This window comes from Streptomyces sp. NPDC052052, assembly GCF_040680455.1.
Taxonomy (GTDB): domain Bacteria; phylum Actinomycetota; class Actinomycetes; order Streptomycetales; family Streptomycetaceae; genus Streptomyces.
On record NZ_JBFAWU010000020.1, the window covers coordinates 104819 to 131198 of the forward strand.

General features: G+C 69.9%; 25 protein-coding genes, 4 pseudogenes and 2 riboswitches. Of the genes and pseudogenes, 16 read left to right on the plus strand and 13 right to left on the minus strand.

Annotated elements, in window-relative coordinates; genetic code table 11:
- The first annotated feature begins 85 nt into the window (after nt 1-85).
- Nucleotides 86-2374 carry an FAD-dependent oxidoreductase gene (locus AB0L71_RS23615; protein WP_365246378.1) on the plus strand — a complete coding sequence of 763 codons (2289 nt, stop codon included), beginning with the start codon at nt 86-88 and terminating at the stop codon, nt 2372-2374.
- A 63-nt stretch (nt 2375-2437) separates the two neighbouring features.
- Here the strand turns inward: AB0L71_RS23615 and AB0L71_RS23620 are convergent, their stop codons facing one another.
- From AB0L71_RS23620 to AB0L71_RS23635, 4 genes and pseudogenes are all read right to left on the minus strand, one after another.
- Nucleotides 2438-3226 (minus strand): IclR family transcriptional regulator, encoded by a 789-nt coding sequence (locus AB0L71_RS23620; protein WP_365246381.1) that lies wholly within the window; start codon nt 3224-3226, stop codon nt 2438-2440.
- 198 nt (nt 3227-3424) lie between these two features.
- Nucleotides 3425-4450, minus strand: a complete 1026-nt coding sequence (locus AB0L71_RS23625; RefSeq protein ID WP_365246384.1) for an acetylxylan esterase — start codon at nt 4448-4450, stop codon at nt 3425-3427.
- A 728-nt stretch (nt 4451-5178) separates the two neighbouring features.
- Nucleotides 5179-5364 (minus strand): annotated as a pseudogene (locus AB0L71_RS23630) (histidine phosphatase family protein); the annotation flags it as partial.
- The gene (locus AB0L71_RS23635) at nt 5319-5468 is read right to left on the minus strand and encodes a hypothetical protein (RefSeq protein WP_365246491.1); all 150 of its coding nucleotides are present in this window, start codon (nt 5466-5468) and stop codon (nt 5319-5321) included. The gene AB0L71_RS23635 and the pseudogene AB0L71_RS23630, both read right to left, overlap by 46 nt.
- Nucleotides 5469-5823: 355 nt before the next feature.
- Here AB0L71_RS23635 and AB0L71_RS23640 point away from each other — a divergent pair, with 355 nt between their 5' ends.
- Nucleotides 5824-6675: an SDR family oxidoreductase gene (locus tag AB0L71_RS23640; RefSeq protein ID WP_365246482.1), complete on the plus strand. Its 852-nt coding sequence runs from the start codon at nt 5824-5826 to the stop codon at nt 6673-6675.
- Nucleotides 6676-6914: 239 nt separating this feature from the next.
- On the opposite strand, the gene AB0L71_RS23645 is transcribed toward AB0L71_RS23640, so the two are convergent.
- On the minus strand, nt 6915-7607 hold the full coding sequence (locus AB0L71_RS23645; protein WP_365246387.1) for a type 1 glutamine amidotransferase domain-containing protein: 693 nt from the start codon (nt 7605-7607) through the stop codon (nt 6915-6917).
- A gap of 271 nt (nt 7608-7878) precedes the next feature.
- Between AB0L71_RS23645 and AB0L71_RS23650 the strand changes: the two genes are divergently transcribed.
- From AB0L71_RS23650 to AB0L71_RS23665, 4 genes and pseudogenes are all read left to right on the plus strand, one after another.
- The gene (locus AB0L71_RS23650) at nt 7879-8571 is read left to right on the plus strand and encodes an SDR family oxidoreductase (RefSeq protein WP_365246390.1); all 693 of its coding nucleotides are present in this window, start codon (nt 7879-7881) and stop codon (nt 8569-8571) included.
- 77 nt (nt 8572-8648) lie between these two features.
- Nucleotides 8649-8855, plus strand: a pseudogene (locus AB0L71_RS23655) (LysR family transcriptional regulator); the annotation flags it as partial.
- 197 nt (nt 8856-9052) lie between these two features.
- Nucleotides 9053-9176: riboswitch (cobalamin riboswitch) on the plus strand.
- A 96-nt stretch (nt 9177-9272) separates the two neighbouring features.
- Entirely contained in the window at nt 9273-9641 is a 369-nt protein-coding gene (locus AB0L71_RS23660) for a (2Fe-2S) ferredoxin domain-containing protein (RefSeq protein WP_365246485.1), read from the plus strand.
- Between the two features lie 108 nt (nt 9642-9749).
- Nucleotides 9750-10436 (plus strand): (2Fe-2S)-binding protein, encoded by a 687-nt coding sequence (locus tag AB0L71_RS23665; RefSeq protein ID WP_365246393.1) that lies wholly within the window; start codon nt 9750-9752, stop codon nt 10434-10436.
- Between the two features lie 119 nt (nt 10437-10555).
- On the opposite strand, the pseudogene AB0L71_RS23670 reads toward AB0L71_RS23665, so the two are convergent.
- A pseudogene (locus tag AB0L71_RS23670) lies at nt 10556-10696 on the minus strand (DUF4430 domain-containing protein); the annotation flags it as partial.
- A 497-nt stretch (nt 10697-11193) separates the two neighbouring features.
- Here AB0L71_RS23670 and AB0L71_RS23675 point away from each other — a divergent pair.
- Nucleotides 11194-11850, plus strand: a complete 657-nt coding sequence (locus AB0L71_RS23675; protein WP_365246395.1) for a deoxynucleoside kinase — start codon at nt 11194-11196, stop codon at nt 11848-11850.
- Nucleotides 11851-11921: 71 nt separating this feature from the next.
- Here the strand turns inward: AB0L71_RS23675 and AB0L71_RS23680 are convergent, their stop codons facing one another.
- The 4 genes from AB0L71_RS23680 to AB0L71_RS23695 form a co-directional block, all read right to left on the minus strand.
- Nucleotides 11922-12743 carry an ABC transporter ATP-binding protein gene (locus tag AB0L71_RS23680; protein WP_365246488.1) on the minus strand — a complete coding sequence of 274 codons (822 nt, stop codon included), beginning with the start codon at nt 12741-12743 and terminating at the stop codon, nt 11922-11924.
- A gap of 17 nt (nt 12744-12760) precedes the next feature.
- Nucleotides 12761-13825, minus strand: coding sequence for an iron chelate uptake ABC transporter family permease subunit (locus AB0L71_RS23685; RefSeq protein WP_365246398.1), 1065 nt, complete (start codon nt 13823-13825; stop codon nt 12761-12763).
- Nucleotides 13822-14886 carry an ABC transporter substrate-binding protein gene (locus AB0L71_RS23690; protein ID WP_365246401.1) on the minus strand — a complete coding sequence of 355 codons (1065 nt, stop codon included), beginning with the start codon at nt 14884-14886 and terminating at the stop codon, nt 13822-13824. Before AB0L71_RS23690 ends, AB0L71_RS23685 begins: the two co-directional genes overlap by 4 nt.
- Before the next feature lie 12 nt (nt 14887-14898).
- Nucleotides 14899-15107, minus strand: a riboswitch (cobalamin riboswitch).
- 360 nt (nt 15108-15467) lie between these two features.
- Nucleotides 15468-15785, minus strand: coding sequence for a DDE-type integrase/transposase/recombinase (locus AB0L71_RS23695; protein ID WP_365246404.1), 318 nt, complete (start codon nt 15783-15785; stop codon nt 15468-15470).
- Between the two features lie 29 nt (nt 15786-15814).
- Here AB0L71_RS23695 and AB0L71_RS23700 point away from each other — a divergent pair.
- A pseudogene (locus AB0L71_RS23700) lies at nt 15815-15895 on the plus strand (transposase); the annotation flags it as partial.
- A 177-nt stretch (nt 15896-16072) separates the two neighbouring features.
- On the opposite strand, the gene AB0L71_RS23705 reads toward AB0L71_RS23700, so the two are convergent.
- Nucleotides 16073-16684, minus strand: a complete 612-nt coding sequence (locus tag AB0L71_RS23705; protein WP_365246407.1) for a helix-turn-helix domain-containing protein — start codon at nt 16682-16684, stop codon at nt 16073-16075.
- Nucleotides 16685-16746: 62 nt separating this feature from the next.
- Between AB0L71_RS23705 and AB0L71_RS23710 the strand changes: the two genes are divergently transcribed.
- A complete protein-coding gene (locus AB0L71_RS23710) occupies nt 16747-17580 on the plus strand; it encodes an SDR family oxidoreductase (protein ID WP_365246410.1) in 834 nt (277 codons plus the stop codon).
- Nucleotides 17581-17763: 183 nt separating this feature from the next.
- Here the strand turns inward: AB0L71_RS23710 and AB0L71_RS23715 are convergent, their stop codons facing one another.
- Complete coding sequence (locus AB0L71_RS23715; protein ID WP_365246413.1) at nt 17764-18981, minus strand: Nramp family divalent metal transporter; 1218 nt, start codon at nt 18979-18981, stop codon at nt 17764-17766.
- A gap of 54 nt (nt 18982-19035) precedes the next feature.
- On the opposite strand from AB0L71_RS23715, the gene AB0L71_RS23720 reads away from it, so the two are divergent.
- Nucleotides 19036-19494: a hypothetical protein gene (locus tag AB0L71_RS23720; protein WP_365246416.1), complete on the plus strand. Its 459-nt coding sequence runs from the start codon at nt 19036-19038 to the stop codon at nt 19492-19494.
- 1 nt (nt 19495) lies between these two features.
- Here the strand turns inward: AB0L71_RS23720 and AB0L71_RS23725 are convergent, their stop codons facing one another.
- The gene (locus AB0L71_RS23725; protein WP_365246419.1) at nt 19496-20785 is read right to left on the minus strand and encodes a TetR/AcrR family transcriptional regulator; all 1290 of its coding nucleotides are present in this window, start codon (nt 20783-20785) and stop codon (nt 19496-19498) included.
- 168 nt (nt 20786-20953) lie between these two features.
- Between AB0L71_RS23725 and AB0L71_RS23730 the strand changes: the two genes are divergently transcribed.
- From AB0L71_RS23730 to AB0L71_RS23755, 6 genes are all read left to right on the plus strand, one after another.
- Nucleotides 20954-21862, plus strand: coding sequence for an alpha/beta hydrolase (locus AB0L71_RS23730; protein WP_365246422.1), 909 nt, complete (start codon nt 20954-20956; stop codon nt 21860-21862).
- A gap of 162 nt (nt 21863-22024) precedes the next feature.
- Nucleotides 22025-23098 carry an amidohydrolase family protein gene (locus AB0L71_RS23735; protein ID WP_365246425.1) on the plus strand — a complete coding sequence of 358 codons (1074 nt, stop codon included), beginning with the start codon at nt 22025-22027 and terminating at the stop codon, nt 23096-23098.
- A gap of 44 nt (nt 23099-23142) precedes the next feature.
- Nucleotides 23143-24291, plus strand: coding sequence for an amidohydrolase family protein (locus AB0L71_RS23740; RefSeq protein WP_365246428.1), 1149 nt, complete (start codon nt 23143-23145; stop codon nt 24289-24291).
- Nucleotides 24291-24680: a Rieske (2Fe-2S) protein gene (locus AB0L71_RS23745; protein WP_365246431.1), complete on the plus strand. Its 390-nt coding sequence runs from the start codon at nt 24291-24293 to the stop codon at nt 24678-24680. Before AB0L71_RS23740 ends, AB0L71_RS23745 begins: the two co-directional genes overlap by 1 nt.
- Complete coding sequence (locus AB0L71_RS23750) at nt 24677-25972, plus strand: NADH-ubiquinone oxidoreductase-F iron-sulfur binding region domain-containing protein (protein ID WP_365246434.1); 1296 nt, start codon at nt 24677-24679, stop codon at nt 25970-25972. The genes AB0L71_RS23745 and AB0L71_RS23750 overlap by 4 nt, the downstream gene beginning before the upstream one ends.
- The gene (locus tag AB0L71_RS23755) at nt 25969-26262 is read left to right on the plus strand and encodes a ferredoxin (protein ID WP_365246437.1); all 294 of its coding nucleotides are present in this window, start codon (nt 25969-25971) and stop codon (nt 26260-26262) included. The genes AB0L71_RS23750 and AB0L71_RS23755 overlap by 4 nt, the downstream gene beginning before the upstream one ends.
- Nucleotides 26263-26380 lie beyond the last annotated feature (118 nt).

The following is a 26380-nucleotide window of genomic DNA, read 5'->3' on the forward strand; positions in this document are numbered from 1 at the left end:
GTTGCACAATATGGATGTGATGTACGTTCAAGGCCGCTCCGCTTCGGCGGGGAGTATCCGAGCTTCACACCAAGGAGGCCGCACCGTGCGGGAAGAAGAGGTCCATTACGACATCGCCGTGATCGGCGGCGGATTGGCGGGGACCTGCGCGGCCATCGCTGCGGCCCGGCTCGGCCGACGCGTCGCCCTGGTCAACAACCGGCCCGTCCTGGGCGGCAACGCCAGCAGCGAGATCCGCGTCTGGGTCTGTGGCGCCACCGCGCACGGCGTGCACCGCTGGGCCCGCGAGACCGGAATCATGGGCGAGCTGTACACCGAGAACCAGTACCGCAACCCCGAGGGCAACCCCTACTACTGGGATCAGGTCGTCCTCGACGCCGTCCGCGCCGAACCGAACATCGACCTCTACCTCAACACCGACGTGCGCGAGGTCGACGCAAGCGGCCCCGCCGACAGCCGCGAGGTGCACTCCTGCACCGGCTGGATGATGGGCTCGGAGCGCCGCATCACCTTCCACGCGCGCCAGTTCCTCGACTGCACCGGAGACGGCCTCCTCGGCCACCTCGCCGGCGCCCGCTACCGCATAGGCCGCGAGGCGCAGACCGAGTTCGACGAGCCCTGGGCGCCGTCCGAGGCGGACCAGGCGCTGCTCGGCTCGACACTCCTCTTCCACACCAGGGACACGGGCCGGCCGGCGAGGTTCGTACCGCCCGCCTACGCCAAGGACCTTTCGACCACGCCCATCCTGCGCAACCGCATCCTGCGCACCGGGGACAACGGCTGCGACTACTGGTGGATCGAATGGGGCGGCGAACTCGACACCGTCCACGACAACGAGCGCATCCGCGACGAGCTCCAGGCCGTGATCATGGGTGTCTGGGACCACATCAAGAACTCCGGCCAGTTCCCGGACGCGGCGAACCTCACCCTGGAATGGGTCGGCAGCATCCCCGGCAAGCGCGAGTACCGCCGCTTCCTCGGCGACTACGTCCTCACTCAGCAGGACATCCTCCAGCAGCGCCAGTTCGCCGACCGGATCGCCTTCGGCGGCTGGTCCGTCGACCTCCACCCCGTACAGGGCATGTACGCCGACGAGCCCGGCGCGCGCCAGCGGTACGCGGACGGCATCTTCCACATTCCGCTGCGCTCCCTGTACTCGGCGAACGTCACGAACCTGCACTTCGCCGGGCGCAACATCTCCGCCACCCACATCGCCTTCGGGGCCACCCGCGTCATGGCCACCTGTGCGACTCTCGGCGAGGCCGCGGGTACCGCCGCCGCCCTGTGCGTCGCCGAGGGCCTCACCCCGCGCGAACTCGCCACCCGACGGCCGGAACTGGTACGCCGCACCCTGATGCGCCAGGACGCCTCCGTCATCGGCCTGGCCGACGACGACCCCGACAACCTGGCGCGCACGGCCCGCGTCACCGCCTCCTCCCACCTGACCCGCCTGACCGCCGAACCCACACGGGAAGCGCCCGGCACCCCGTACCCCCTCACCCGCGACCTCGCCCTCCTGCTGCCGGTCGACCCCGCACTCGACACGGTCGATCTGCTCGTCCACGGCGCCCCGAACGGCGAGTGCCGCGAACTCACTGTGGAACTGTGGAGCACGGGCAACCCCGAGAACGCGGTCCCCGCCGACCATCTCCTCACGACCACGGTCACCGTCCCGTCCGACGGCCCCCACTGGGTCACGGCCCGTCTCGACCACCACCCCGACACCCCGCGGAACGCGATCCTCATCGTCCGGGCCTGCGCTGACACGGCTCTGGTCCTTCTCCCTCAACGCGCCGACGGTGTCCTCGCCCTGCGCCGGAAGGCCGACGGGGACGCGGCCGTCGACCACGACATCCCGGAAGAGGACGGCCAACTGGTCCTGGAATGGCAGGCCCGCGGCCTGCGCCGCCAGACCTTCGCCTTTCGGGCGGCCCCCGACACCGGGGCGTTCCACCCCGAACGGGCCGTAGGCGGGTACCAGCGTCCCTACGGCGGCCCGAACATGTGGTCCTCCGCGCCGGACGGCACGGCCGAGTGGCTCCGTCTCGACTGGCACGACGAGCAGGAACTCACCGAAGCACGGCTGGTGTTCGACGACGACGTCGACGAATACCTCAACAACCTGCACCGTCACCGCACCCCGTACGAGGTCATGCCGGAACTCGTACGCGACTACCGCGTCCAGAGCCGCGACGCCACCGGTGCGTGGCACACACTCCTGACGGTGACGGACAACCGACGCCGTCACCGTGTACACGAACTGAAGGCCTCGGACGGCAGCCCCGTACGCACCAAATCGCTGCGGCTCGTGGTCGACGCGACGCACGGAGCACGGCACGCGCACGTGATCGCCTTCAAGGCGTACGGCGCATAACCGCATGGCGAAGGGGTTCTGTGAAGGCCGATCGGCCTTCACAGAACCCCTTCGCCATGTGCGTCAGAGAGCGCCGAGTGCCTGACTGATGGCGTCGGCGGCCTCGATGACCTCGCGTACGAGGGCGAGGTGCTGCCCCCCGGTGTCGGAGTGGTCCCCGAGCACCGAGGTCGGTCCCCACAGGGAGATGGCGGCGACGACGTCCCCCGAGGCGTCGCGGACGGGTGCGGCCAGGGACGCGCGGCCCAGGGCACGCTCCTCGGCCTCGACGGCGTAACCGGTGCGCCGGACGGTGTCGATCTCGGTGTCGAGGAGGTCGTGACTGGTGGTCGTGTACTCGGTGTGCGCCTCGAGCGGATCTCCCAGCAGCTTGCGGCGCTCTCTGGGGGCAAGGCCGGTGAGCAGACACTTGCCGATGCTGGTGGCATGCAGCGGGGCCGTGTGCCCGGCCTGCGTGTAGGACTTGGGGGCGCGCGTGCCCTCGAAATTGCAGAGGAACATCAGCTCGCCACCGCGGCGCACAGCCACGTTGGCCCCGAGCCCGGTGCGGGTGGCAAGGCCCTGGAGCACCATGCGGGCGGCCCGGTGCACGGGGTGGCGGTTGGTGGCGGTGGCGGCGAGGGGGAGGAGGCCGAGGCTGAGCCGGTAGAGGTTGCTGACCGGATCGCGTTCGACCATGTCGAGGCGTTCCAGGGTGGACAGCAGGCGGGACGTGGTCGACGAGCCCAGTCCGGTGAGCTCGGCGACGTCGGAGACACGGAGTTCGGGTCGACCGGAGTCGAGTGCGCGCAGCACCGAGACCGCTCGTTCGACACTCTGGTTCGTCCCGACATCAGTCCCCCGCGTAGCCATGACCCTCCTTGTTTTGCAATTCGCTTGCACAATCTGCATCAGCATATCGCGCGTGATCGACGCCCGTACGTGCAATCGGCGACCGTGGCAGTTCCGCGACGCCATGCGGGCCGGTCGGTGGCGTCGTGGAACTACCAGGGCACCGTGCAGGAACCCCCGAGCGCCTCGACCTGGCGGATCCAGCCGCGAGGGAGCCGGTCAGGCGGTGGGGCGCGACACCGCCACCGGGTCCGCCCCGGACAGGAAGCGTCGCTGGGCCTCTTCCAGGGCCGCCGTTTCGGCGCGCTCGCCCGGGTGGTCGAAGTGCCCCGCCCGCAGAACGAAGAGTTCGCGTGGCCCGGCCAGTGCGTTGTGCACCGCGAACTGCCCCGGTGGGGGTACCGACGGATCGAACAGGGCGGCGCCCACATGCACGGGGATGTGAAGATGCCGGGCCGCCGTCGCGGCGTCGAAGTACGCCAGGACGTCCAGCACCGAGGGCTCCTCGGCGAGCCGTGTACGCACCGACTCTCCGCTGCCCGTGCACGGCAGCGTCACCCGGAGCGGATGGTTTCCGAAGGTCGGCACCGTAAGGCCGGCGGCCTGGAAACGGTCGTCCCAGGGGAGCGCCAACGCTCCGATGCCGCCGCCGAAACTCGTGCCCAGGTACGTCAGTCGCCCGGCGGTCTCCGGCACCAGCCGCTGCAGTGCGGTGGCCGCACACCAGACATCCGCCACGCACCCGCCGATGAGGTACGACTCCCGGGCGTCGATGCCGTGCAGAACGTGTCCCGCCGAATTCGAGGGAACGCCGGGCAGCAGACTCCGCGTTCCGAGCCCGCGCAGGCAGGGCCAGATGGTCGCAGTTCCCGACGGGGGCTGCCAGGGGTCCGGGGCCGCCCGGCCTCCGTATCCGTGTGCCGACACACAGCCCTGCGTGACACGGCCATCGACAGGGACGGTCAGCCACCCGCCGATACGGACGCCGTCGGCCGATGTGTACGAGACGTCGGCGACCCGTACGCCGTCCACCGTGGCCCAGGGTCCCTCGATTCGAGGCGCCGGGTCGACGCGCAGCGCACTCGCGTAGCGCTCCTGCCAGAAGTCGGCGAAGTCGTCCGGGCCTTGCGGAGCCTCCACCGCACGGAGGCGCGGCAGGTCGTAGCCGTGGGTGGGGTCGAAGGGGAAATCATGCTGGAGCGAGCCGGGTTGACTGCCGTCTGAGGTGAGCGGATGGGTGGGCAAGATCTCTCCTTGTTCGGTATGCGAAGTGACCAGCACGCCCTTCCGGCACAGCACTCGACACGACACCCCTGTCCTGCCGGCGCCGTGTCCCCGGTACGGGCTTGATCTGCGGCGATGCGGTCACGTCCCCCTGGGCGGTGTGGTCACGGCGGCTGTTGCGACAAGGACGGCGGCGGCGAGCCGGTCCAGGGGCGGCGGCGTGGGGGAAGACCAGGACGACGTCTTTGTCGTTTCATCTCCCGGTCCAGGCCGGATGGTGGCGGCCACCTAGCCGTTCCGCGAGTAGCGGACCACCAGCTGGACGTGGTCCGGGCCGCAGGCCCGCAGACGACGCAGGAACTCGGTGCACAACGGTTTCGCCCAGCTCTGTCGCAGACCATCAGCCCGAGGACCTCGCGTGCCCGCCGGCTGAATCCCCGTCGCGATCATCATCGCCCGCGAGACCATACGGTGATTCACCTGGGCCTTGCAACAGGTCGCGGCTCAGTGCTCCGGGCGAACTTCCTTCGTCCCCTGACGCGACCCCCTTCTTCGTCCCCGGCACGCCGACGGTGAGTGGCCCACATGGGCTACTTCCGCGTGGCGCCGGGTCTGCGGTGAACGGACTGCTCGCAGCCGGTTGCTCAGGGGTTGTCAGCCTCGGCATGTCCCGGCCTGAGGCGCGTAGCGCGGCGGTACCGGCCGGGACGATGGCGGTCGGTCGGCCGTGCCGTGGACCACGGAGCCCGTCAGTTCTCCGCAGCGGGGGACAGTGGCTGCCCACCGCGCAGATTCCACCGCCCGGACCGGCCGCTGAGCCCGGTCGACGTCAGCGGGGCGACGTCGAGCCGCCAGAACGCCTGCACCGGCAGCGTGAGCGCCCGTACGATCACCGCCCGCACCACCGCCGGTTCGACCACCGCCAGGACCGGCCGCCGTCCTCTCCGTACGAGGACTCCACGGAGTCCAGCCAACGGGCGGCCCGGGCGCAGAACGCCACCAACGACTCGCCGTCGTGCCCGGCGGCCGAAGTGTGCATGGAGGTGGGCTCTCCTCAGTTCTACCGCTTGCAGTGAGGCTTCGCTGTATCGGCGCCGACCGAAATCCGCCGAAGGCATCTGGTCCCTCTTGCGGCGCGGCCGGCTCGCCGGCGCCTTCAGTACTCCCGAACCACCCGCCTGAACAGCAGCACGACATCCTGAGTTCAACCTCAGTAACCCTGGAGATAATCCCGCCCAATTCAGCCGACGTGGCAACGTCGCCGGAAGGGAATGTGTTTCCGTGAAGGCAGCGTGTCGGCGTGCCTTGGCCTACTGGACGTGAAATGAATTCGACCCTCCGGGTTTGGCCGTTGTGGTGAAAGAGCCGAAGGGTGGACCAACATGGCGAATCGTGTGCTGAAGAAGGTGCTCGTCACGGGAGCTGCAACCGGCTTCGGGTACGAGGCTGCTATGCGTCTGGCGGAAAAGGGCTTCGACGTGATTGCCGCGGTGGAGATCTATGCCCAGGTCCAGACGCTGAAGCGGCAAGCGGCGGAGCGGGGAGTGAGCCTGCAGGTCGAGAAACTTGATGTCACCGACGACGGTGATCGTCGCAAGGCTCTGAACTGGGGTGTGGAGGTCCTGGTGAATAACGCAGGAGTCGGCGAAGGTGGATCAACGGTCGATATTCCCGCATCGAACATCCGGCACCAGTTCGAAGTCAACGTCACCGGACCGCTGCTCCTCACTCAGGGGATCGCCAAGCAGATGGTCAAGCGCGGCGCCGGCCGAATCGTATGGGTGTCATCCAGGGAGGGCCTGAACGTCAACCCCTTCACCGGTATTTACTCCGCTTCCAAGCACGCGATCGAGGCGATCGCCGAAACCATGGCCTACGAGCTGCAGGAGTACAACGTCGAGGTCGCCACGGTCAACCCGGGGCCGTTCCTGACCGGCTTCAACGATCGCATGTTCCAGACCTGGGAGAGCTGGGAGGACGACCCCGCGCAGCGGCTCTTTGACTATTCCAAGCTGGCCTTCCCTCGAGCGCAGTTCGATCCTGAAGCGGTCTATGCGACGTTGACCGCCGTCGCTGCCGGAGAGGTCGACCGTTTCCGTAATCTGGAGCCTGCTTCGATGCTCGAAGAGACCAAGCACCTCCAGCAGATTCCCTGGGAGCGCAAGGTCACGGATGGCCTCGGGACCCGGCATCAGGCCATTCAGCACTCCCTCGAGATGCAGCCTGAGACTCCCGTCGCTAGCTGACGCCGGACCCGCCTTATGGCGCTGCGTCAGAGAACCTTTGTTTTTCGGCTGGTCAGCTTGCTGTCGGGCTCTGCGGAACCTTCATTCGTGTGGTTTGTGGCTCCGCTCGGCTTTCGTCACATGCGGCGCGCAGCTCTGCTACCACAGCGTCTTCGGCGTCGCATTGACGATCCCCTGGGCGCTGGGTCGTTCCTGTGGGGGACCAGCGCAAAGCCATGGGGACTTCCGGAGTCTGCCGCCTACTTCAAAATCTTGAGCAGTTGCTGCGCCAATACGCCGGAAGAGGCTGGGTTCTGCCCTGTGTACAGATTGCGGTCGGCTACCGTGTACGGCTTCCAGATCTCTCCGCGTTCGAACTGTACCCCGAGCTCCTTCAGCTCATCCTCCAGCAACCATCGGGCCCTGGAGGCCAGTCCGACAGCGTCCTCCTCGTCATTGGTGAAGGCTGTGACCTGGTAGCCGGCAAATGGGGAGACTCCGCGCACCCTGGTGGCCAACATTGCGGCGGGCGCATGGCAAACCACCGCGAGCGGCTTGCCCGAGGGGAGCGCCGCGGTCAGCAGCCGACCCGCATCGGCGTCGAGCCACAGGTCCTCCATGGGACCGTGGCCGCCCGGGAAGTAGACGGCGTCGTAGTCCTCCAGGCGCGCGTGGGACAGCTGGATCGGCCGCCGGATCTCCTCCGCGGAACGGATGATGCCCTCCAACTCCAGGGCGATCTCGGCACTGCCCGCCATGTCGGGGCGCAGGCTCATCATGTCGACGCTGGGGACCACGCCGTGGGGAGTGGCGACCACGACCTGGTGGCCGGCTTCCGTGAGCGCCTTGTACGGCGCCGCGAACTCCTCGGCCCAGTAGCCGGTAGCGTGCCGGGTGCCGTCCTTGAGCGTCCAGTAGGGAGATCCGGTCAGCACGAAGAGCAGTTTCGCCATCGTTGATCACTCCTGCGTCCGGTTCGCGGCCCGCGTCCACACCGTGGAACCGCCGCTTCCTTGCCACGATCCCGCACGCAGCGGTCACTCGCACCCGATGATTCCTGAGCTGCGAAGAACCCGTTCACATGCACACCCACGGCATCCGGTGCAGGCTGGCAGAGAAGGGGACGTGCTCCATGGGTGTGCTGAGGCGTGCTCCTGCGTCGCCCGGTCTGCATCGCCCGAGGGGCCCACCAGGTACGGCAGGCACCGGCAGGAAGGAAGCGGGATGGAGATCGAGGGATCGGTCGCCCTGGTGACGGGAGCCAATCGTGGCATCGGCCGCGCATTCGCCCGCGCGCTGATCGACCACGGAGCAGCCAAGGTCTACGCCGCCGTCCGGGATCCGGCCGGCGTCAGCGATGAAGACCTCATTCCGGTGCGTCTGGACGTCACCAACCCGGAGGAGATTGCCGCGGCAGCAACCGCCGCGGGGGACGTCACCATTGTGATCAACAACGCGGGCGTCGGAGGATTCAGTACCAAGCTGCTGACCGGCTCCTTCAGCGGCGCACGCCAGGCGATGGACGTCAACTTCTTCGGCACCTGGGCCGTCTCCCGCGCCTTCGCCCCCGTCCTTGCCCGCAATGGTGGCGGCGCGCTGGTGAACATGCTGTCGGCCGCCTCCTGGGCCTCGCGGCCGGACTATCCGGGATATGCCGCTTCCAAGGCCGCCCAGTGGTCATTGACGGGCGCCCTGCGAGACGGTCTGCGCGAACAGGGGACGCTCGTGGTCGGCGTCCACGCCAGTTTCGTGGAGACGGAACTCAGCTCCTTCACCGACGCACCGAAGATCGACGCCGCCGACGTCGCGGAGCAGACCATGGAGGCCCTGGCGCATGACCGGGTGGAGGTCCTCACCGATGAGCGGACCAGGCAGGTCAAACACGCCCTGTCGCAACAGTCCGGGAACGACGCATGAGTTCGCAAGAGCAGACGCGCCCGGCGATCAACGAGCGTCGCTCGCGCGCGAGGACCTCCCGGCTGTGCTTCAGCGGGGTCCTCCCCCTCGACGAACTCGGCCGGATCACCCTCAAGGCCCATCCCGACGGCCGCATGGTCGTCACCGACAACACTGCCGGGATGTTCGCCGCCGTTCAGGGCGATGCTCTGATCGCCAAGGGCGACGCCCGTATCGCCCCCACCCCCTGCAGCGACCGGCTCTCCTGGCGTCAACACCTGCGAGCTCCCCGCCCGGGCCCCTGATCGCCACTGCCCCCTGACAAGAAGCACGGCGGGGGCGGAAGCTGAAGCGGCTGGGCACGGGAAGCCCTCGGAGGACGGGGCCCGGCCGCGGGCGGCGAGCCGGACGTGAGTGACGCTTCGCAGGTGTGCGGGCACGAGGTCCGGGCACGCCTGTCCCGTCGGATGAGATGATGCCGACGACAGGGCGACGGCGGTCCGAGGAAGCCGGTGAGAATCCGGCGCGGTCCCGCCACTGTGATCGGCGAGCGAACTCCGGCAGTCCACTGCCCCCAGGGGGGTGGGAAGGACGGGGCGAGCATCGACCCGAGAGCCAGGAGACTCACGCGGTCGCCTCCTCGAAGGACACCGGGGCGGATCTCCCCGGGGAGAGGGCGGTTCGGTGTGTCCGAAAGGCCGGAGGAACAGAGCTGTGCCGACATGGTGGGGGCCGGGACAGCGGCCACCGGGGCACCGTGTCGGATCGTGGTGTGCCGGGACTGCTGCTGCGGCAGCGTGAAAGTGGCTGGAATCGATCACGCGCAACAGCTGGCACGGCTGCGTGCGGAGGCACCTGTACGTGTGTCCGACTGCCTCGATGTCTGCGACCAGGCCAATGTCGTCGTGGTACAGCCCTCTGCTGAGGGCAGGGCAGCTGGTGCCCGGCCGGTATGGCTGGGACTGGTCAACGATCCAGGGGCGACCGAGGACATCCTTGCCTGGGTACGCGCCGGTGGTCCCGGCGTTGCCCCACGCCCGGAGATCCTTGACCTGTACGGCTGTGTGCCGCCGCGCCGCTCGGCCTCTTGAACAGGGCTGTGTCGACGAGCGAACAGCCAAGGCGCTCCGTCCGGCCGAGGGGCTTTTCTCGTTCTTCTTCCTGGCCTTTTCCGGCCGCGGCAAGCAAGGAGGCATGTGATGACGGAAGCCGCGCGGGCACCCGCCGCGACCGTGGCCGCAGCTCTGGAGGACGTGGCGACCATCGGCGGGTTCTTCGCCCTGCGCGTCGGCGGTTCCGACGAGGGCTGGCACCCTGCCCAGCACTTCTACGATCGTGGCTTCACGGACCTGTCCTCCGCGATCACCGACCGATACCGCACCCCCGAGCTTCGCGTCGGAGTGTCGATCGCCCACCTCGGACATGCCGCTCGTCTCTGGTCGCCCGTCCTGGCCTGTGTCCTGGTCCACGGAATCGTGCTGGATCTGGGCGAGTTGCAGCGCGCCGACGACGGCCCGGAGCTCAGGCTGCCGCGGCCCGCAGGGTGGTACGCCGACCTGCTTCCGGACCGGACCGCATGCTTGCGCGCCGAAGTGATGTACCACCTGGGTGCGCTGCGGACGGGGCTGTCCGTCAAGGTCGCTCCACGCCTGCTCGACGGGAACACCGCGTCCGCGCTGGTGGGGTCGGCCGGCGTGCTGCTCGCAGCCCGTCCCCGCCTCCAGGACCCGATCACCGCACTCGTGACGAAGCTGCTCGGCACAGGGCGTCTCAGCGGTACGGGGGACCTGACCGGACCCGGCCTGAGGTTCCGCCGTCACAGCTGCTGCCTGTACTACCGCACTTCGGTGGGTACGAAGTGCGGGGACTGCTGTCTCACCACCTGAGGCCCGAGGGCGCACGACGTGCCGGGGTCCGTCGGGGGCCGACAGACGGGGGCGGGGCTCCGGCCTGCCCGCCCCCACGTTCGGGTATCAGACGTGGCGTTGCCGCATGGGGGCGGCCATCAGAACCAGGTCCAGGTGAAAGCGACCTGGTCGCCGTTCTCGATCTCGAACTGGCAGCCGCCCACCGGTGTCGGGGTGCCGTTGACGGATATGTTCCAGTACGCGGAGGCGCCGCCGTCCACGCCCTGGATGGAGTCGACGACAGGGTGCCGCCCCTCGCGGTGGTCACGTCCTGGCCCAGGTCGTGAAGAGGGCCGTCCAGCATCCGGAAGGCAGGGCAGCGGGCGAGCGCGGCCCGTCCCGCCGCCTGCTCCGGTGTTCCGCGTCGCACGCCCGGCCGAGTGACGCAACGACTCGGTCCCGTGCCCCGCGGGCGACATCCGTGTGCACCTCGCAGACCGCGGTGTGCGGTGGTGCTCGTGGGTGCCGGCGCCCGAGCCAGTGCGCAGTTAATCATCATTTATCATTTCGAAGCAGCCGCTGGAGGGTGGCGCATCGCCCTACGCGGCACCGTTGAAAGCGGTCGGTCCGGCCACTCGGGACCCGCCTGGTCCTGGGACGCGGTTCCCGGCAGGACGCATCGAGCCGGTCACGGCTGTCTTGGGGATTCGAGTGCCCGACGACATGTGTCCCGGTGGTGAGGGACAGTCACCACCGTCCGCGCAGGGAGATTTTCAGAGAGAAGCGAGGTAAGTCAGTGATCTGCGTCGGGGGCATGATCGGGATCGGCAAGACGAGTGTGGCCGAACTCCTCGCCAAGGGGCTGGGCAGCCAGGTCTTCTACGAGAGCGTGGAGGACAATCCGATCCTTCCGCTCTTCTACACGGCGAGCCCCGAGGAGATCCAGGCGAACCGCTACCCCTTCCTGCTTCAGCTCTACTTCCTGCAGACACGCTTCGCCGCGATCAAGGAGGCGTACAAGCAGAGCGACAGCGTCCTCGACCGTTCCATATACGAGGACTGGTACTTCGCCAAGGTCAATCACGATCTGGGCCGGATCAGCTCCCTCGAGATGCGGGTGTACGAGGGCCTGCTCGATGAGATGATGCGCGAGATCGACGGCCTGCCCTACCGCAAGGCGCCCGATCTCATGGTCTACCTCAAGGCGGACTTCGAAACGGTTCTGCGCCGGATCGGCCTGCGGGGCCGCGATTTCGAGCAGGACGAAAGCCTTGTCGAGTACTACCGGACGCTGTGGTCCGGCTATGACGACTGGGTGCACGAGCATTACTCGGCCGGTGAGGTCCTCGTCGTCGACATGAACCGCACCGATGTGGTGAACAGTGCCGACGACGCTGCCCGCGTGCTGCGGGAGGTCGAGAAAGCACTGGAGGCGGCCAGGGGCCGGGGCTGAAGACGTCACACACCGGTGCGCCTCCGTACGGGACCATGCCCCCACGTCGGTCATCCGTCCCACGGCTGCCATCAGTTCCCGGCCACCGTGCCCAGAAAGCGGATGTGCGGACGGTCGCCGGGCCCGGGGTGGGTGACCTCGGCGCGCACGCCGTAGACGTCGGCGATCAGGGACTCGTTCAGGGTGTCACCCGGGGTGCCGGCGGCGACCACCCGACCCTGCCGGAGCACGACGAGCTGGTCGCAGTACATGGCCGCCAGATTCAGGTCGTGCAGGGCGACCACACTGGTCACGGGCAGCTCGGCGACCAGGTTCAGCAGGTCCAGCTGGTACTGGATGTCGAGGTGGTTGGTCGGTTCGTCCAGCAGCAGTTCGCGCGGCTCCTGGGCCAGGGCGCGGGCGATCTGCACGCGCTGGCGCTCGCCGCCGGAGAGCGTGCGCCAGGGCTGGTCCGCGCGGTCGGTGAGGCCGGTGCGCTCCAGGGCGCCGCGCACGGCCTGCTCGTCCGCCATGGCCGCGGGGGTCCAGGCGCGACGGTGCGGGATGCGGCCGAGGCGTACGACGTCGAGGACGGTCAACTCTACGAGGGTGTCGGCGTGTTGCTCGACGACGGCCACACGCCGGGCCACGGCGCGGCGGCCCCAGTCGGCGAGTGGACGCCCGTCGAGTGTGACGACGCCGGAGGCGGGGGCGAGGACGCCGGACAGCAGCCGCAGCAGCGTCGACTTCCCCGAGCCGTTGGGACCGAGCAGTCCGGTCACGGAGCCGGGCCGTGGGGTGAGGCTGACGCCGTCGAGGATCAGCCGCCCGTCGAGGGTGCGGCTCACACGGTCGGCGGCGAGGGTGGGCGGCGTGGCGGGCGCCTCCCCCGCAGGGACCTGCCGGGCGGTCATCCGCCCGGTGCCGGCCGTCATCGCATCCTCCTGGTGCGGTACAGGACCAGGACGAATGCCGGGACGCCGACCAGCGAGGTCACCACGCCGACCGGTACCTCCTGGGGGTCGAGGACGGTACGGGCCAGGGTGTCGGCCCAGACCAGGAACACCGCCCCCGCGAGCGCGGTGAACGGCAGCAGCCGGGCGTGCCCCGGACCGACGAGGGCGCGGGCGGCGTGCGGCAGGACCAGACCGACGAAGCCGATCGCGCCCGCCGAGCTGACCAGTGCGGCGGTCAGCAGAGCGGTCACGCACAGCAGGACCAGCCGGGTCCGGGCGACCGAGACCCCGAGCGTTGCCGCGGCATCCTGGCCGAAGGCGAAGGCGTCCAGGGTGCGCGCGTACCCCAGGCACATCACGAGGGCGAGCACCAGGACGGCCAGGCACAGACCCACCTCGGTCCAGCCGGCTCCACTGAGCGACCCGAGCAGCCAGAACAACACACCCCGGGTGGTTTCCGCGTCGGCCGCGGTCGTCACCACGAACGAGGTCAGGGCGGAGAACAGTTGCATCGCGGCCACTCCGGACAGCACCACGCGGTCCGTCGTCCCGCCGAGCGTGTGGCTGAGCAGCAGCACCAGCGCGAACGAGCCGACCGCGCCCACGAACGCGCCGCCGGAGACGGACAGCACACCGCCGCCGGCGCCGAGGACGATCACGGCGACGGCTCCGGTCGACGCCCCGGAGGAGACGCCCAGGACGAAGGGGTCGGCGAGGGGATTGCGCAGAAGTGACTGCATCACCGCGCCGCACAGGGCGAGCCCGGCGCCGCACACCGCGGCGAGCAAGGTGCGTGGCAGCCGGAGGTTCCACACGATGCCCTGCCGTATGGGGGTCAGCTCTGTCGTGCCCCAGCCCAGGCGGGAGGCGACCACGGACCAGGCGTCGCCCACGCCGATGTCGGCCGGGCCGATGGTGATGGCCAGGGCGACGGACGCGGCGAGCACCGCCAGCCCCGCCCCCAGGCCGGCCACGACGCGCAGCACCCCGGTGGCGTCCCGCGGCGGGCGGGCCGGGGAGGACCGCAGCGCGGTGGTCATCCGGCGAGCCCCTGCGCGCGCAGCGCCGCGGCGACCTTCTCGACGCCCTCGACCGTACGGATCGTCGGGTTCATGGCCTGCCCGCTGAGCAGCACGTAGCTCTTCTTCTTCACCGCCTTCATGTTCTTCGTCGCCGGGTTGGTCTCCAGGAAGGCGATCTTCTTCGCGGCGGTCTCGGCAGTCTGCGACTTGCGGGTGAGGTCGCCGATGACGAGCACATCGGGGTTGCGGTCGGCGACGGTCTCCCAGTTGATCTGGGGCCATTCCTGCGTACTGTCGTCGAAAACATTCTTCGTGCCGAGCGCGTTCGTGATGATGCCGGGCGCACCGCAGCAGCCCGCCATGTAGGGGGACTCCTGGTTCGCGAACCAGTACAGCACGGTGGCGTTCTCGGCACGGATCCCGGAAGCGGCCTTCGCCACCCGGCTCTTCAGTCGGGCGACGAGTTTCTCGCCCCGCTCCTCCACCCCGAAGACCTGCGCCAGTTCGCGCACCTCGCGGTAAACGGTGTCCATGTCCAGCGGCTTCGTCCGTGAGCCGTCGCCGTCGCCGCTGTTGTCCTTGCCCTCGCAGTCCGCGGGTGAAAGGTACGTCGGTACCCCGAGTTCCTCGAACTTCTCTCGGGAAGCCACCCCGCCCTTGCCCAGGGTGGAGGCGAATGAGGAGGCGACGAAGTCCGGTTCGGCGTCCAGGACCCTCTCGAACGACGGCGCGTTGTCGGCGAGCCGGGGCACCTTCGCGTTCGCCTGCTCGAGTCCCTTCAGGACCGGGTCGGTCCAGGTGGCGGTTCCCACCATGCGATCGGCCAGGCCGAGAGAGAGCAGGATCTCGGTGGTGCCCTGGTTCAGGGACACGGCCCGCTCCGGCGGAGCCTCGACCGTCACCTTCTGCCCGCAGTTGTCGAACGTGACGGCCTCGGCCCCGGCGGCGGCGGAATCTTCGGACGAGCCGGAGCCGGAACCGCACGCGGTGAGCAACAGCGCCCCGGTCAGGAGCAGGACGGAACAGCGGGCGTGGCGTGGCAGGTGCACGGTGGCGGCTTCCTCAACGTCAGGACCCATGCGCGGGGTCCGTGCGAACGAACGGCTGCCAGCAGGTCTTCGGACTCGGGATCACCCCGGCGGGACGCCTTCCCAGACCCGGTCGTGACCGTCGTCCAGTGGCTGCTGCCCCGCCCGTCACCCTCACCGCTGCGCGTCAGTTCCGGACTCTCACCGGATTCCCTGACTCGTGCACGCGTACGATCGCGTTCACGAGTGCGACTGGCGTCCGGAAGCTATCACAACCTTGATCATATGGTCCGAAGTGCCCGTCATGAGCTCCGGGTGTATGCGTCCGCCGGCGACGGCGAGCGGCTTGTGCGGTTCTCCTCTCGGCGCGGTCGGCTGCCCTTGACCCGGTCTTGTCCCTGTCGGTGTGGCGGGTTTTATATATTCCGCCTCCCGGCCCGACGGATCCAACAACTCGCCGGGGAGATCGGCGACCTGACCACCCGGATCACCACCGCGATTGCCGCCTGCGCAGCGAGGCTTCTTCAACACTCCGGCGTCGGCCCGGACACACCTCTGTCGCGTTGCCGAGAGCGGTCGGGGAAACCTGGGCCGGATGGGCGGCGAGGCGTCCTTCGCCGCGCTCTGTGGCATCAGCCGGGTGGAGGCAGGGGCAGACAAGACCCGGTGCTGCAGGCTCGATCGCGGCTCGTGTCCTGTGGCCCGGCGTCCGAGTGGTGGATCAACTCACTTGGCTGTAAAGGGGGGTGGTCGAGATCGTGCTGGCAGATGACCATCTCCGGGGCGTCCAGGACAAAGACGGACTCCTTCACGGTGGCGGCCGGCCAGCCGGCGAAGCGTTGGGAGAAGGTGTCCACGACGAGCGCGACGTAGACAGTCGCCGACCAGGACTTCACGTGGGTGAAGTCCGCGACCCAGTGCCGGTTGTGTACGGCGACGTGGCCGACCATCCGGACCGGGTGCGCCGTATCCGTCGGACATGAAGGACGCGGGGTGGGCGGCCGTCCGGCCGCTGCTGCCGGTTCCGGCCTGTCTCCAGGGCAGAGGTGGACAGTCCGAGGGCTTTTGCCACCGCCAGAGCTGGACCAGTGCCATGAAGGTGGGCGTTGTCGGTGTCTCCCCGGCATCTCTGCGGATGAGGTGTGAGCCCCTGTGAAGGGGAGGGACCGTGATCGGCTGCGGCGTGGCCCTGGTGCTCGACCGCTCTGATGCTGACAGGTCATCGACTGCTGACAGGTCACCGATCGTCTGATGCGCGCAACCCGTCCAGCAGGGCCCGCACCAGCCCTTCGGCCCGCCCTGGCGCCGCGCCGCCACTGCCGGTGAGCAGCAGATACAGGGTGGACCCGAAGAGGGCGTCCACCACCGCGTCCACGTCCGCGTCCGCGCGGAATTCCCCACTCTCCACCCCCTTGCGCATCAGGTCCGCGAGGGCCTGATGCTGATCGCGCGTGTGATGGCGGTAGAGGGACTCGGCGTCCCGCGGGCTTTCCGCCGCCGCCGCGGTGAGGGCCAGGACGAGAGCCGCGTTGTGCGGATCGGCTACCGCCTCCGCGTGACGGCGGAACCACGTGCCGACAGCCTCTGCCACCCGCTGGGGTGCGGCCGTCGGGATCTCGCCGCCGGGGGCCGTCGCGAGGTAGGCGCGCCGGGTGACGTCGCCGACCAGAGCCGCCTTCGAGGACCAGCGGCGGTACACGGTGGGCTTGCCCACACCCGCCTCCGTGGCGACCTTCTCCATCGACAGGCCTGCGTAGCCGTCTCGGAGCAGCACGTCCCGGGCCGCGTCCAGGATCGCCTCGTCCGCGCCCGCGTCCCGGGGTCTGCCGCGTCGCCTTGCCTGAGCCATGGGGGCATTCTAGAAGCGCTAATATTCGTTCCGTATCGACACGTAATGCAAATGGAGGCGTGATGGGTTCCCAGGTGGTCGTCGTCATCGGGGTGGGCGGGATGGGGCGGGCCATCGCCCGTCGCCAAGGCCCTGGCAACTCCCTGCTGCTGGCCGATTTCGACGAGCGGACGCTCGCTTCCGTGGCGGACGAACTGCGGGGCCAGGGGCACTCGGTCACCACCCGTGTCGTCGACGTCTCGTCGCGCGCGTCGGTCGCGGCGCTGGCGGACACGGCCGCCGGACTGGGATCCGTCACCCAGGTCGTCCACACCGCGGGTCTCTCTCCCGTCCAGGCGCCCGCCTCCGCGATCGTCGAGGTCGACCTGCTCGGCACCGCCCTGGTCCTGGAGGAGTTCGGCCGGGTCGTCGCGTCCGGCGGCGCGGGCGTGGTCATCGCCAGCATGGCCGGGCACATGCTCCCCGCCTCGGCGCTCACCCCCGAGCAGGAACAGGCGCTCGCCCACACTCCCGCCGACGACCTGCTCGCCCTGCCCTTCGTCGACCCCGAGGTCCTCGGCGCCCAAGGTGCCTATCCGCTCGCGAAGTACGCCAACCGCCTGCGGGTGCAGGCCGCCAGCGCGGACTGGGGGCGGCGTGGCGCACGGATCAACTCCATCAGCCCCGGCGTGATCGCCACCCCCATGGGACAGCAGGAACTGGCCGGTGAGAGCGGCCACCACATGAGGGCCATGGTCGAGGCCTCCGGCACCGGGCGGCTCGGCACCGCCGACGACATCGCCGCCGCGGCCGCCTTCCTCCTGGGCCCGGACGCCACCTTTGTGACCGGTAACGACATCCTGGTCGACGGCGGCGTCATCGCCGCCCTGCGCTCGGGCCGCCTGAACCGGGCCTGAACGGCACTCGGTCGCCTGGCTCAGGCTCCCGGGCCGGAGCCGGGCGAGCGCCCTGCCCGCCTGGCGGAAGTCGCCGCGAGGGGTGTACGAACCGGACCAGCGCGGGCGGGCGGTGACCGTCGAGGGGCGAGGTCGCGACGGCGGACCGGAGCAGGGCGTCATGTCGCGCGCCGCTCCGCGCCGTCAGCCCCGCACGGTGAGGCAGACCAGCGTCGCGTTCAGGGCGACGACCAGGCCGGCGACGCAACCGGCGGCCGCGGTGGTGCCCCAGCGGTTCACGTGCGGGCCCATGACGTCCCGCCGGGAGGTGAGGACCAGCAGGGGTATCAGCGCGAAGGGGATGCCGAGCGACAGCACGACCTGCGAGAGGACCAGAGCCTTGCTCGGCTCCGTACCCCCCGCGAGGACGACGAGCGCGGGCACGGCGGTGACCACGCGGCGCGCGATCCGCGGGACGCGCCGGTGGATCAGCCCGCGCATCACCTCCGCGCCGGCGGTGTTCCCGACAGCGGTCGAGGCGAGCCCGGAGCCCAGCAGGGCGACCGCGAACAACATGGCCACCCCGGGGCCCAGTTCGGAGACGATCACCCGGTGGACGCCCTGAAGCGTGTCGGTGCCCGACGCTCCCCGCAGGTTGGCCGCGGCGACGACGAGCAGGGACAGATTGAGCAGCCCGGCCACGCACAGGGCCGCCACGACGTCGGCGCGGGTCGCCGACAGGAGCGCACGCGTCGGAAGCCCCGCACCCCGCTGTTCCAGCCGGCCGACGGTCAGACTCGAGTGCAGATAGATGACGTGAGGCATGACGGTGGCGCCGATGATGCCGGAGGCGAGCAGCACGCTCCCGTTCCCGGTGAGTGAGGGAGTGAGTCCCCGCACCAGATCCCCCGGGTCCGGGGGGCCGACGAAAAGGCCGGCCACGAACCCGACCGCCATCAGCCCCAGGAAACTCATGATCACGTGCTCCAGCGCGGTCTGCCCGCGTGTGTCCTCGACGCGGAGGACGACGAGCGAGACGGCCACCGTCAACAACGCCCCGAGCAGCAACGGGAGCGTGAACAGAAGATGCAGCGCGACGGCGCCGCCCACCACCTCGGCCAGGTCGGTGGCGACGACGACGGCCTCCGCCTGGATCCAGTAGACGACCCTGAGGGGGCGCGGCAGCCGTAGTCCCAGTTCTCCCGCGAGGGAACGTCCGGTCACCAGCCCGAGCTTCGCCGAGAGGTACTGAACGATCACGGCCATCGCGTTCGCGAGCACGACGACCCAGACGAGTGCGTAGCCGTGCTTCGCTCCCGCGGTGACGTTGGTCGCCACATTCCCGGGATCGACGTAGGCCACCGCGGCGACGAAGGCGGGACCGAGCAGACGAAAACGCTGTCGCAGTCTTCCCGTCGGCATGGCGACACCCTAGCGTGAGACCAACAATTTGCTCCATGCTCCGGAGGGACGTATATGACTGTCGCGGTGATCAGGGTGACCGTCGATCCCGAGGCCACGCTGACCTCGGCGGAGTACGAGGCGGGGATCCGACGGCTGGCCGGACTCGGTCTGGAGGTGATCGCGGATTCGGGGGAGCGCCTTGCCGGGCGTGACCGGGAGATCGAGATCATCGCCGGGGACCTCGACTCCGGTCGGACGGCCGCTCAGTACGTCGATCTCTGCACCTCGGTCTTCGGGGCGCCCGCGCGGCTCGGCGTCACCACCTTCGTCAGCCGGGGCACCGACGAGGACGCGCTGGGGGTGCTGAGCCGGTTCGGGGTACGGGGCGACGTCGCGCGCGAGATCACCGACGAGGAGGAGCGCGTGACGGTGACGATTCCCCGCGGGACGTTTCGCCGGGTTCCGGAGAGCCGTCTGCACACCGCGCTGGAGGCCGCCCTCAACTGCGAGGTGCGCATCCGGTCCGTCTGATTCAGGACGCGGCGCCGAGAAAACCCCGCAGCAGGGAACGGCGCAGGAAAGCGTGCGTCCGGGGGGCGCCGGCGCGCCCGAAATCCTGGTACGGGAGCCAGGCGACGGTGCGTATGTGCGGGCCGACCTGGCTCGGGGGAGCGATCTGCCGTACCGGTCCGCCGGGGGACGCCGCGTCCCGCAGGAGTTCCTCCAGCAGGCGCAGACGGTTCTGGGTCTGATCGAAGTACTCGTGGAAGGGGCCGCTCATGTCGTTCCGGCCCCGTGCGCTGAACTTCACGATGTCGGACTCCTGACGGAACCGGCGCTTGCCGTGGACGAAGACCAGGGCGAAGGCGTCCAGCGAGGCGGCAGCCGAGTCGCCGGCCGTCAGGACGGTCCGCAGCGCCCGGTCCATGCTGGACGTGTAGTTCGAGAGGATCTCCCGGAGGATGTCCTCCTTGGAGCTCACCCGGCGGTAGAGCGTGCCCATCCGTACGCCCGCCGCCTCCGCCACGTCGCGGATGGTGGTGGCGCTGTAGCCGCGGCGGGCGAACTCGATCCGGGCGGCGGCGACGATGTCGTCCCGGCTTCCGGACCCGGCCGGTTCGTGCAGGGCGGGCCATTCCGCCATCGCCTCACGGGCCGCGCGCATGACCTCCGAGCCGTCGAGATCCCGGTCGTCCGGGCAGTGGGTGACGAGTCCGTCCAGAAGCAGGTCGCAGATCATCCTGGCGATTTCCGAGGAGTCCTGCCGGCCGGGAATGTTCAACGCCGCGTTGAGCGTGAGGTGGTGGAGGGCGAACCGCAGCAGGCCCAGGTCGCCCGGCGCGGCCGCGGCCGGGGGTACCAGGCCGTCGGTCGCGCGTTTCCACACCTTCTCCAGGGCCGGCGCCTGGAGTTTGAGGGCGGACCGGAAACGCTCGGTCGCCACCGTCGGCGCCTCGTACGCGTACAGCCGCAGCGCCGCGCGGCTGCGGACGGAGAGCGCCGTGACCTCCTGGGCGACGTACCTGATCCGCTCCTCGGGGCCGCCGGGGAGGGTGGCGAGCGCGGCGGACGTCCGCGTGGCCAAGGCGCTGATCTCCTGGTCGAGTTCGGTGAGGATCTCGACCGCGATCTCTTCCTTGGACGTGAAGTGGTGATAGAGGCTGCCGGGCAGGATTCCCACCGCGTCGGCGATGTCGGTCATCGTGGTGGCCGAGTAACCGGAGTCGGCGAAGAGCTGCCCAGCCACCCGGCGGACCTCGTCCGTCCGGTGTCCTGGGACCGGTGGGGTGGCGGCGGGGACCGTGCGGGACGACCTAGTCACGCGGTCATTATGCCCTCTCGTGGGACCCGGGTGGTCGTGGTGCCCGGACGGGCGAGCGGCGCGGTACGACAGGGGGCGGGACAACTATTTGGTCCACGGCCCCTGTCGGAGGGAGGGCGCCGGGTCCATACTCGCGGGGATGGTGCGACCTACGGCGAGGGGAGAGGCGTGGCTGAGACAGAGGTCGAGGGCGGAGTCGTGGTCTACGAGTTGCTGGGGCCCGAGGACGGGGAGGTGGTGACGGTGACCCCCGGCGGCCGGTTCGGCAAGGACTATCCCGGCGTGCGTGACTTCGCCGAGGCCCTGGCCCGTGGCGGCAAGCGCGTGCTGATCTGGGACCGCCCCAACACCGGTGCCTCCGACGTCCAGTTGTACGGCAGATCCGAGTCGCACATGCGGGCCGCGACCCTGGCGGGCGTCGTCGAGCGGCTGGATCTCGGACCCGTGGTCGCGCTGGGCGGCTCGGGGGGCGCCCGGGACTCGATCGTCTTCGCCATCGAGTATCCGGAACTGGTGCGCAAGCTCGTCGTCTGGTCAATCGTGGGAGGCGCGTTCAGTTCGATGAGCCTGGCGTCCGTCTACGTCCTGGACGAGATCCGGGCCGTGCGCCGAGGCGGCATCGACGGGATCCTCGCGCTCCGGGGCCGGGCGGGCAACTGGTCGGACCTGGTGGCGGCGAACCCTCGTAACCGGCGGCGCCTGCTGGAGCTCGGAGCCGAGGAGTTCGAGCGGGTCATGTGGCGATGGTTCGAGGCGTACGTGCCCAAGGCGAACGAGGCGATCCCCGGGGTGGCGGACCACGAGATCCGCGGCATCCGGGTGCCGACGCTGGTGGTGCGCGGCGGCGAGGAGGACATCGACCATCCCAAGCGCACCTCGTTCGAGGTCCATGCGCTGATCAAGGGGTCGCGGCTGATCGACCCGCCGTGGCCGGAGGACGCCTGGGAGCGGGCGCAGGAGGCGCGGGACGCGGGCCGGGGAAGCATCTTCGACCCCTGGATGGAGGCCGTGCCGACGTTCCTGGACTTCATCGACGAGCCGAGCACGCCGAACGAGCCGAACGGGACCTCCCGGTGACGGCCGGGCGGGCCGCGGCCGGCGGCGGGAGAGGGATTGACGGCGTCGGCGGGGTTCCGGAAGGAGGCCCCTTTCGTTCATAGTGAGTGGAGCAATTGTTTGGTCCAGCTCGACATCCGAAGCATGCCGGCGTTCCCCGTCGGCGGAGACGACGAGGCAGCCATGACCACAGCGCAGGGCCACCCCCGGGTCGACGCCAGCGTCCACCCCTTCTTCCGGTCCGACGCGGACCTGCGCGCGTATCTGGGCGACCCGTGGTCCGGGCGGGGATTCCCGACGCCGGACGTCACCTACACCGCGCCGCTGGGCGACCGGTACGCGGCGGGCACGAAGCTCGCCGACGGATCGCACCCGGGGTCCGATCCGGAGGAGACCGGACGGGCGGTCTTCGACCAACGCGGCTTCGACTACGCCGTACTGCACCCGATGACCGTCGGCGTCCTGCCCGACTGGCACCTGGAGTCGGCGATCAGCGCGGCGGCCAACCGCATGCTGGTCGAGCGCTGGCTGGACTCCGACCGCTACGGCAGCCGGTACTTCGGCACCATCCGGGTCAACCCCAACGACCTCGACGCGGCGGTCAGGGAGATCAACCGCTGGAAGGACCACCCCCGGGTGGTCCAGATCGGCCTGCCGATGCAGACGCAGGCGCCGTACGGGAGGCCGCACTACCGGCCCCTGTGGCGGGCCGCGGTGGACGCGGGCCTCCCGGTGGCGATCCACTGGGAGATGGGCCAGGGGATCACCCACCCACCGACGCCCTCCGGGACCGCCCGCACCTACCAGCAACTGGTGGGATTCCAGCCGCTGAACTTCGTCTACCACCTGATGAACATGATCGCGGAGGGCGTCTTCGAGGAGTTCTCCGACCTGAGACTGGTCTTCGCGGACGGGGCGGCGGACATGCTGACGCCGATGATCTGGCGCATGGACACCTTCGGCCGCCCGCACCTGGAGCAGACCCCCTGGGCGCCCCGCATGCCCAGCGACTACCTGCCGGGACACGTCTTCTTCGTCAACGGGCGGCTCGACACCCCCGGCGAGGCCGGGTTCGCCGCCGAGTGGCTGCGGATGACCGGCAAGGAGGACATGCTCATGTTCGGGTCCAGCTACCCGGACTGGCAGCTGGCGACCGTCGAGTCGCTTCCGCACGGCTGGACCGCCGAGCAGCGCGAGAAGGTCCTGTGGCGCAACGCCGCCGGGCTCTACCGGCTGCCCGTCCCCACGGCCGCCTGACCGTCACGGCACACACACCGTCGAAACCACGGAGAGGTCCCACCATGACGCAGACGGACATCCGCGAGCCGGGTGTCGGCGCGCTGACGCCGGTACGAGTCGTCGACTGCGACGTCCACCCCTACCCGCGCCGCGGGGCGCTGCACGCGTTCCTCGACCCCCGCTTCGTCCGGGAGCAGAGGCTGAAGGGGGAAGGCGCGGACAACGGGCTCTTCTACGACGCCCCCGAGTACCACTTCGCCAAGGCGATGCGCGCGGACTCCTTCCCCGCGGACGGCGAGTTCGCCTGCACCGACCCGGACATGGCCTTCCGTCAGCTCGTCCTCGACTCGGGGTCCGACATCGTGATGCTCGGCCCCACCACGGGCGGGGCCGGCGACACCGACGAGGAGGTGTCCGCGATGGCGGCGGCCACCAACCTCTGGCAGGAGGCGTGCTGGCTCGACCCGGAGAACAACTGGCACGGCCGGTACTACGGGTCCATCTGCGCCAACATCTCCGAACCCGCCGTGGCCGCACGGGAGATCGAGAAGTGGGCGGGGCACGAGCGGTACCGGCAGGTCCTGATCCACGCCGAGCCGCGCCCCGCCTGGGGCCACCCGAAGTACGACCCGGTGTGGGCGGCGGCGGTGAAGCACCGCATACCGGTCGCCTGCCACCTCGGCCGGGGGAAGCACAACCTGCTGCCCATGAGCCCGGTCGGCTTCATGACGTACAACCACGACTTCATGGTCACCTACTCGATGCTGGCCGCCAACCAGATCATGAGCCTGGTCTTCGACGGGGTCTTCGAGCGATTCCCCACCCTCCAGATCGTCTTCATCGAGCACGCGTTCTCCTGGATCCTGCCGCTGATGTGGCGTATGGACGCCATCCACGCGGCCCGCGGGAACGAGACCGGCCTGTCCAAGAAGCCCTCGCAGTACGTGAAGGACCACATCTGGTTCACCACCCAGCCCCTGGACTACCCCGAGGACAAGCTCGAACTGACCAACGCGCTGGAGTGGATGGAGGCGGACAAGATCATGCTGTTCTCGTCCGACTACCCCCACTGGACGTTCGACGAGCCCCGCTGGCTGGCCAAGCATCTGCCCGAGCCGATGCGGGACGCGGTCATGTTCGGCAACGCCGTCGACCTGTTCGGGCTGCCGAGCACGCTGCCCTCCCTGGCCGGTCAGGTCAGGGCCTACTGATGGCCGGGACCACGCCGCGCCGGCTCGCCCGGGGCCGGGAGCACATCGTGGCGACGGTGGACGAGATCGGGCCCGGAGAACACAAGGTCTTCCCGATAGGCCGCTACGGCGTCGGCGTCTACAACGTCAACGGGCGTTTCTACGCGATCGCCAACTACTGTCCGCACGAGGGCGGCCCGCTGTGCTCCGGACGCACCCGCGGCCGGACCGTCGCCGACCCCGAACGGCCCGGCGGCGCCCGGGAGATCCGGCCGGGGGAGTTCCTCTACTGCCCCTGGCACCAGTGGGGTTTCGAGCTGGCCACCGGCACCACGACGGTCAAGCCCGAGTGGAGCATCCGCACCTACCCGGTCCGGGTGGAAGACGACAAGGTCATCGTGACGGCATGACGACGACAACGGACCCGAAGATCACCATCCCGACCGGGACCTACCCCGGGTGCGAGCCGCTCCTGCTGGGCCCGGCCGCCCGCGAGGACGCCCGGTCCTACCTCGAGGCGGGTGGCTACGCACCGCTGCCGGACCCGGCCGGGCTGCTGACGGAGGTCGAGCGGGCGGGCCTGCGCGGGCGTGGTGGAGCCGCCTTCCCGTTCGCCCGGAAGGTACGCGCCGTGCGCGCGGCAGCCGGTGCCACGGTGCTGCTCGCCAACGGGGAGGAGGGGGAGCCGACTTCGGTCAAGGACCGGTGGCTGATGCGCCACCGCCCGCACCTGGTACTGGACGGCGTCCGGCTCGCGACCGCCCTCGTGGGGGCGGAGGACATCGTCCTCTACGTCTCCGACCCGGCGAGCGCCGACAGTCTGACGGGAGCGCTCTCCACCGGCCCGTGGAGCGCTGAGCGGGTCCGGGTGCATCGCGTCGAGCCCGCCTACGTCGCCGGCGAGGAGACGGCCGCGGTGCGGTCCGTCGATGGCGGTCCCGCGCTGCCCCGGGACAAGCCCCCACGCCCGTTCGAGGCCGGGGTCGGGGGGAGGGCGACGCTGGTGAGCAACGTCGAGACGCTGGCGAACCTGCCGGCCGTCCAGCGCGCCGGCGCCGAGGGCTACCGACGGACCGGCACCGAACGCTCCCCGGGTACCTTCCTGATGACCCTGTCGGGAACCTCGCGCAACGGACTCCACGAGGTCCCGTTCGGCACCGTCTTCGGCGACGTCCTGGAGTGGTCGGGGGAGGACCCGGGGTCCGTCCGGGGAGCGCTGGCCGGCGGCTACTTCGGCGGGATGCTGAACGAGCGCGTGCTCGACCTGCCGCTCGATCACGAGACGTTCGCCGCCGCGGGGAGCGGCCTGGGCTGCGGCGCCTTCGTGGTCCTGGGCGACCGCGACTGCCCGGTGGCCGTCGCCGCCGCCGTCATGAGCTACTTCGCGCGGGAGAACGCGGGCCAGTGCGGCTCGTGCTTCAACGGCACGGCAGCCATGGCGGGCGTACTGGACGCGCTCCGGGAACACCGGGCACAGCCCCCGGACATGGAGCGGCTGCGCCGATGGGCTGCCGGCCTCCGCGGTCGTGGGGCCTGCGGCACCCTCGACGGCGCGACCAACCTGGCCGGGTCCCTGCTCCGGGAGTTCCCGGAGCAGGTGGAGGACCATCTCGACGCGCGGTGCGACCGCTGCGCCGGGCACATGGGATACGGCGACACCCCGTTCGCCGTGGACGGGACCGGGGCCGGGAGGCGGGCATGAGGATCAAGCTCGACAGGACCGTCTGTGACGGCTTCGGCATCTGCGCGCGGCACGCTCCCGGCGTCTTCACGCTGGACGACTGGGGCTACCCGTCGCTTGCGGCGGGCGGCGACATCGCGCCCGAGGACGAGGTGGGGGTCCGTCGGGCCCTGCTCGACTGCCCCGCCCACGCGATCGTCCATCTGGGGGAGAGGATCGCACTCCCGGCGGGAGGAGAGGCCGGCGTCGCCCGCGCGATCCGCTCCGGACAGGTGGCCGGTCCCTCCGAGGGGACCGGGGGCCGCCCGTGATCCTGTCCGAGCCCTTGTCCGGGGCAGGCATCGGGTCTAGCTTTGGCCCAGAGCTAGAGCAAATGTTTGGTCCCCTGCAGGTATTCCGTCCCGGACCAGGTCCCTCCGAAGACCGAGG

What these genes read in the sequence shown, in the direction of transcription:
- AB0L71_RS23620 (WP_365246381.1), bottom strand. Translation starts at nt 3,226, where the DNA reads ATGGCTACGCGGGGGACTGATGTCGGGACGAACCAGAGTGTCGAACGA.
- AB0L71_RS23635 (WP_365246491.1), bottom strand. Translation starts at nt 5,468, where the DNA reads ATGCACACTTCGGCCGCCGGGCACGACGGCGAGTCGTTGGTGGCGTTC.
- AB0L71_RS23645 (WP_365246387.1), bottom strand. Translation starts at nt 7,607, where the DNA reads ATGGCGAAACTGCTCTTCGTGCTGACCGGATCTCCCTACTGGACGCTC.
- AB0L71_RS23650 (WP_365246390.1), top strand. Translation starts at nt 7,879, where the DNA reads ATGGAGATCGAGGGATCGGTCGCCCTGGTGACGGGAGCCAATCGTGGC.
- AB0L71_RS23660 (WP_365246485.1), top strand. Translation starts at nt 9,273, where the DNA reads ATGGTGGGGGCCGGGACAGCGGCCACCGGGGCACCGTGTCGGATCGTG.
- AB0L71_RS23665 (WP_365246393.1), top strand. Translation starts at nt 9,750, where the DNA reads ATGACGGAAGCCGCGCGGGCACCCGCCGCGACCGTGGCCGCAGCTCTG.
- AB0L71_RS23680 (WP_365246488.1), bottom strand. Translation starts at nt 12,743, where the DNA reads ATGACCGCCCGGCAGGTCCCTGCGGGGGAGGCGCCCGCCACGCCGCCC.
- AB0L71_RS23685 (WP_365246398.1), bottom strand. Translation starts at nt 13,825, where the DNA reads ATGACCACCGCGCTGCGGTCCTCCCCGGCCCGCCCGCCGCGGGACGCC.
- AB0L71_RS23690 (WP_365246401.1), bottom strand. Translation starts at nt 14,886, where the DNA reads ATGGGTCCTGACGTTGAGGAAGCCGCCACCGTGCACCTGCCACGCCAC.
- AB0L71_RS23695 (WP_365246404.1), bottom strand. Translation starts at nt 15,785, where the DNA reads ATGGTCGGCCACGTCGCCGTACACAACCGGCACTGGGTCGCGGACTTC.
- AB0L71_RS23705 (WP_365246407.1), bottom strand. Translation starts at nt 16,684, where the DNA reads ATGGCTCAGGCAAGGCGACGCGGCAGACCCCGGGACGCGGGCGCGGAC.
- AB0L71_RS23710 (WP_365246410.1), top strand. Translation starts at nt 16,747, where the DNA reads ATGGGTTCCCAGGTGGTCGTCGTCATCGGGGTGGGCGGGATGGGGCGG.
- AB0L71_RS23715 (WP_365246413.1), bottom strand. Translation starts at nt 18,981, where the DNA reads ATGCCGACGGGAAGACTGCGACAGCGTTTTCGTCTGCTCGGTCCCGCC.
- AB0L71_RS23720 (WP_365246416.1), top strand. Translation starts at nt 19,036, where the DNA reads ATGACTGTCGCGGTGATCAGGGTGACCGTCGATCCCGAGGCCACGCTG.
- AB0L71_RS23735 (WP_365246425.1), top strand. Translation starts at nt 22,025, where the DNA reads ATGACCACAGCGCAGGGCCACCCCCGGGTCGACGCCAGCGTCCACCCC.
- AB0L71_RS23740 (WP_365246428.1), top strand. Translation starts at nt 23,143, where the DNA reads ATGACGCAGACGGACATCCGCGAGCCGGGTGTCGGCGCGCTGACGCCG.
- AB0L71_RS23745 (WP_365246431.1), top strand. Translation starts at nt 24,291, where the DNA reads ATGGCCGGGACCACGCCGCGCCGGCTCGCCCGGGGCCGGGAGCACATC.
- AB0L71_RS23750 (WP_365246434.1), top strand. Translation starts at nt 24,677, where the DNA reads ATGACGACGACAACGGACCCGAAGATCACCATCCCGACCGGGACCTAC.
- AB0L71_RS23755 (WP_365246437.1), top strand. Translation starts at nt 25,969, where the DNA reads ATGAGGATCAAGCTCGACAGGACCGTCTGTGACGGCTTCGGCATCTGC.